Origin of the sequence: uncultured Leptotrichia sp. (assembly GCF_938036635.1) — a bacterium.
Taxonomy (GTDB): domain Bacteria; phylum Fusobacteriota; class Fusobacteriia; order Fusobacteriales; family Leptotrichiaceae; genus Leptotrichia; species Leptotrichia hongkongensis.
Window position 1 is genome coordinate 1 of the sequence record NZ_CALHQO010000427.1, and the last position, 3,599, is coordinate 3,599.

General features: G+C 31.4%; 3 protein-coding genes. All 3 read right to left on the reverse strand.

Going from position 1 to position 3,599, the window contains the following annotated elements; all coding sequences use genetic code 11:
- Positions 1-138: 138 nt before the first annotated feature.
- The gene (gene dprA / locus Q0370_RS08545; RefSeq protein ID WP_299574643.1) at positions 139-1,230 is read right to left on the reverse strand and encodes a DNA-processing protein DprA; all 1,092 of its coding nucleotides are present in this window, start codon (positions 1,228-1,230) and stop codon (positions 139-141) included.
- Between the two features lie 19 nt (positions 1,231-1,249).
- Positions 1,250-1,939, reverse strand: a complete 690-nt coding sequence (locus Q0370_RS08550) for a lipopolysaccharide assembly protein LapB (protein ID WP_299574645.1) — start codon at positions 1,937-1,939, stop codon at positions 1,250-1,252.
- Positions 1,940-2,138: 199 nt separating this feature from the next.
- A complete protein-coding gene (gene asnS, locus Q0370_RS08555; protein ID WP_021743824.1) occupies positions 2,139-3,527 on the reverse strand; it encodes an asparagine--tRNA ligase in 1,389 nt (462 codons plus the stop codon).
- Positions 3,528-3,599 lie beyond the last annotated feature (72 nt).

Sequence of the window (3,599 nt, forward strand, 5' to 3'; positions counted from 1 at the left end):
AAGGGAAATCAATCGCCATTTCCCTTGCATCCCTGGCTCGTCTAAGCATTTTTTGAAAATAAAATCGAAACTCGCTACGTAAACTACGCTCAAACAATCGATTTCATTTCCAAAAAATCACGACATTTTCAACTTTAATTACACTATCCTTATGTACTTTGCCCCGTTTGTTTCTGTAATTAATCCTCTAATTTTTAGACTCATAATTATTGAAAACAATTTATTTTTTTCGATTTTTTCTTTTACACTTTGCAGTATTTGCTCAAAACTTACTTCTTCCATTATTGTTTCGAATACAATTTGTTCTTCTTCTGTTAATTTTTGTAATTTACTTTTTTCTTTACGGATATCCCATAGGAATTCTTCAGCAATGTCATCTGCACTTGTTACTAATTTTGCCTTGTTGCTTTTTATTAGATTATTACAACCTTCAAATGAAGGATAGTTGATGAATCCTGGCACAGCAAAAATTTCACGATTCATACTAAATCCTAATTCTGCTGTAATTAATGCACCACCTTTTTTGAAACTTTCGGCTACTAGCACTCCATCTGACATTCCTGCTATAATTCTGTTTCTTCTAGGAAAAGTCCACCTTGTAGGCTGGGTTCCTAGCGGATATTCGCTTATGATTGTACCTGTTTCTGATATTCTTTCCCATAGATTACGATTTTCATAAGGATAGACAACATCCAGTCCTGTTCCTACTACTGCGACAACTTCAATTTCCTTATCAAGTGCAGTTTTTAAGGCGATTGTGTCAATTCCGTCTGCCAGTCCGCTGATTAGAGTTACATCATAGTTTACTAGCTCATTTACTATTTTCTCGCAGGCAGTTTTTCCAAATTTTGTTGCTCTTCTTGTGCCTACAACTGCGATATTTCGTCTATTGTCCACTGAAATTTTATCTTTATCCATTTTTATTTTGTCGTAATCTTTTAATTTTTTTCCTTTCAAATATAAAAAAACTGGAAAATCTTTTATTTCCTTTAGTTTTTTCGGATATTCCTTATCATTCGCACTTATTATTCTTACTCTATTTCGTTCGTAAAGTTCCAGTCTTTCTTCCAAATCAATTTTCATTGCTTCTTCCAATTGATTTTTCAGTTCATCGTTAAACAATTTAAAATTTTCTTCATAAAATAACTCTTCAAAATCTTGAAAAATTAACATAAGTTTTTTTATATGAGCATTTTTCATCCCATATTCCTTTAATCTAAGCCATTCCACAATAATCCCCCCCTAATTTTTATCTTGAACCGGCTAATATTTCATTTAATACTGCGATTTCTTTTTTTACTTCATCATCAGAATGTTTTGAATTATAGTCTTTCAAATATCCTAACGCTTTTGAAAAATCCCCTTTTGATTTATAGGCAATGCCTATTCCCAATTTTGCTTCCGCCTGATTTTCATCCTGCGATAATATTCTAGTATAGTAATCAATTGACTTGTCATTATCCCCCATTAGTCGTGAACCAATCGCAATTACGTACATTACTGGAATATCAGGTGCTTCATCCTTTAATGCCAAATTTACTGCTTTTTCGTAAAGTCCGTCACGAAAGTAAAGCTGTGCCATTCTGAATGTAGCTGATGAACTTTTTTTAGCAAGTGTAGCATTTTCATAATTTGCATAGGAATTATATTTTGCCTCAGTTGATATGTCTTCAGTTTGTGTTGCGGGCATAGTTCCTGTGTCAACTGTCTTTTTTTCCTCTTTAGGCTTGTCTTTTTCATTTCCTTGTTCAAGTGCCTTTTTTGTATTGTCATCAGCTTCGGTTGTCGGTGGAACTACTGGCGTTCTTTCTTCTTCAATAGTTGTTGCATCTCCACCATTATTGGTTCCTATTTTTTCTGCAATATAGTAGTTTGCCTTTACTATAGTTGCAAAAGAAAGGATTAACATTCCCATCATTATTCGTCTTAATTTCTCCATTTTCCCTCCTGACTGTATAATTTTAATATTATATAACATCTAAAATCAAGTAAAATTTATTTATTCAAAAATTTTAATTTCAGAATTTCAAGTATTTTCACTTAAATTATACACAAAAGACATACCTCTTATATTGGGCTTTTCTTTGAATATAATTTTAATATTTTGTCAAGCTGAATTTTAGGAATCGAAGATTAAATTAGAATTCCAAATTTTTAGTTGTTCTTGGAAATGGAATCACATCTCTTATATTAGTCATTCCAGTGATGTACATAAGCATTCTGTCAAACCCAAGTCCAAATCCTGAATGTGGCACACTTCCATATTTTCTAAGGTCTAAGTACCACCAGTAATCTTCTTCTTTTAATCCCATTTCATGAATTTTTCCTAAAAGAACATCATAATCATCTTCTCTTTGGCTTCCACCTACAATTTCTCCAATTCCTGGTGCCAATAAATCAACTGCTCTTACAGTTTTCCCATCTTCATTTAACTTCATATAAAATGCTTTTATATCTTTTGGATAATCAGTTACAAATACAGGTTTTTTAAAGTGTTTTTCTGCCAAGTATCTTTCATGTTCAGTCTGCAGGTCAATTCCCCATTCTACTTCATACTCAAATTTCTGTTTTGAATTTTTCAAAATTTCAATTGCTTCTGTATAAGTAATTCTCCCAAATTCATTGTTTACTAAAGTATCAAGCCTATTAAATAAGTCCTTGTCTACAAACTGGTTGAAGAATTCCATTTCTTCCTTAGCATTTTCCCTTACATAATTTACAATATATTTTATCATTTCTTCAATAATATCCATATTTACATCCAAATCTGCAAATGCAATTTCAGGCTCCATCATCCAAAATTCTGCAGCATGTTTTGGAGTATTAGATTTCTCAGCTCTAAATGTAGGTCCGAAAGTATATGTATTTTTAAACGCTGTTGCAAATGTTTCAACATTTAACTGTCCACTTACTGTAAGATTTGCCTCTTTTCCAAAGAAATCCTGCTTAAAGTCAATACTTCCATTTTCAGTTTTCGGAACATTGTTTATATCAAGTGTCGTAAGTCTAAACATTTCTCCAGCACCTTCCGCATCACTTCCAGTAATTATAGGTGTTTGAACGTACACGAAGTTTTTTTCCTGAAAAAATTTATGAATTGCATAAGATAAAATTGAACGCACTCTGAATGTTGCAAAAAAAGCATTAGTTCTAGGACGTAAATGTGCAATTGTTCTCAAAAATTCAAAACTATGTCTTTTATTTTGCAATGGATAATTTGAATCAGCTTTTTGGTAAACAGAAATTTTTGTGGCTTTAATTTCGTAAGCTTGTCCCTTTCCTAATGATTCAACTACAATTCCTGTAACTTTAACAGAAGTAGAAATTGTAAGTTTAGAAATTTCCTCAAAATTTTCCAATTCTTCATCAAATACAACTTGTATTCCAGTAAAGAAAGTTCCATCATTCAGTTCGATAAATCCAAAGTTCTTTTGGCTTCTAATTTTTTTTACCCATCCATTAATTTCAATTTCTTTACCTAGATACTCCTTCGTATTTTTTTGAAGTTCTCTTAATTCTAATAACATTTATTAATTCTCCTTTTCCTAAAAATTATTTTTCATTCTATTTTTTTATTTATCTCTATATTTTCACATTAT

Bases quoted from the DNA above. Each gene is read 5' to 3' on its own strand.
- Q0370_RS08550 (WP_299574645.1), bottom strand. From the start codon at position 1,939: ATGGAGAAATTAAGACGAATAATGATGGGAATGTTAATCCTTTCTTTT.
- asnS (WP_021743824.1), bottom strand. From the start codon at position 3,527: ATGTTATTAGAATTAAGAGAACTTCAAAAAAATACGAAGGAGTATCTA.